The 1,548-nt window shown below is 30.8% G+C and carries 1 protein-coding gene; it reads left to right on the top strand.

Annotated elements, in window-relative coordinates; genetic code table 11:
• The first annotated feature begins 255 nt into the window (after positions 1-255).
• The gene (locus IWX83_RS17055; protein ID WP_196831351.1) at positions 256-1,407 is read left to right on the top strand and encodes a hypothetical protein; all 1,152 of its coding nucleotides are present in this window, start codon (positions 256-258) and stop codon (positions 1,405-1,407) included.
• The last annotated feature ends 141 nt before the right edge of the window (positions 1,408-1,548 follow it).

The raw sequence follows: 1,548 nt of genomic DNA on the forward strand, positions 1-1,548 counted from the left end.
CACGCTGTAAGTTTTGTTTTCTAATTCGACAATTTGTATTTTCGAATTTTTATTCAAGCTTACAGCGTGTGTCCTGCTCATGCAGGGCACACACAGTCGTTTTGATATAGTGGGGTTTTAGTGGAATTAGCGTTTCGCATCACTTTTTCTGCAAATCAGAAAATTGAAAGGTTACGAATTCCCCACCATCTCAAAGCGACGGGACGTTACCAGCTATACTAATTGAAAATCGTGACTTAGAATCACATATACAAAATGAAAAAAATCATCTTTTTTACTGTTATATTTATCAATACAGTTAATTATTCACAGACAATTAGTCCAGATATTTCTGCAAGAGTCGATACATCCAAAACTGTTATCAAAGATGTTTATCACTTATACAAAAATTACATAAATTCTAAACCTGATAGTATTTATCAAAATCCAAATTGGAATGATGCTGAAGCTAAATACTATCTTCGTAGTAAGATGGTAAGAGTTGACAGAGCTGCCAATCTAATGTTTGTTTATTACAATTCAAAGAATTATTTTGCTTACTATATCCCTAAAGTATTGCAAATAGATAGTGTTTCTGTAAATAGATACCAAATCAAAACTATTTTTGCGGCTAAGTGTTCTGATAAAGAATATGAGAAATTCACTCCTGATTATATAACGAAATTATATGCTGTGAGGGATTTTAAAGGAGAATTTAAATTGGAGAATACAATTTCTTACGATACTCGTAAATGGAAGAAACACCAGTATAAATTTATTAATTATGTTGTACATCCAGATTGTAATTTTAATAAAAAAGAAGCTTCCAAAGCAGTAGCTTTTTGCGAGAAAATTTCTACGCAATTTAATCTTAAAATTGAACCTTTTACCTATTATCTACTCCCAAATTCGGACGAAATGGGTAAACTTTATAATTTTGATTATTGGATGTCTTATCTTGGAGGGCAAACAATGACTCCACTTAAAGAAATCTTTACAACGTATGGAAATGAAAACTATCCACACGAATTTGTTCATTTACTATTTCCGCTTCCAAAAAACACTGCTTTAGGTTGTCCAATGATAATTAATGAAGGTTTAGCAACTTGGCTATCTGGCCCAGGAAATAATGAGACTTTTGAGGAATCATTAAAAGATGTCTCAAAATCATTTCAAAAACAAAATAATGTTACTTTAGAAGATATTATGACTTTTAAATTCCGAAATGAATTTGATAATTCCATTTTGTATGTAACTGGTGGTGTGATTTGTAAATTAGTCTATGATAAACATGGAGAAAAAGGTATTTGGGAATTATATAATTCAACGCAAAACAACTTCAAAATTACTCTAGAAAAATTGTTTGAAGAGCCTTTTGAAAATGTTGAAAAAACGATTATTAAATATATTAAAAACTATAACAGCTAAGAATGATACTTTTGAAAAGTACAGCAGGTAACACACGTTTTGCTCTATTGGATAAACCAGTTGATGATGTGCCACTCTTTCCAGTAAAAAAGAGGTACGGATTCCGGTTGAAGATATGCCACTTTTTAAACTTAAATTAGG

This window comes from Flavobacterium sp. CG_9.1, assembly GCF_015751645.1.
In the GTDB taxonomy this organism is placed as follows: domain Bacteria; phylum Bacteroidota; class Bacteroidia; order Flavobacteriales; family Flavobacteriaceae; genus Flavobacterium; species Flavobacterium xanthum.

Coding starts and splice junctions, on each gene's coding strand:
- IWX83_RS17055 (WP_196831351.1), top strand. CDS start 256: ATGAAAAAAATCATCTTTTTTACTGTTATATTTATCAATACAGTTAAT.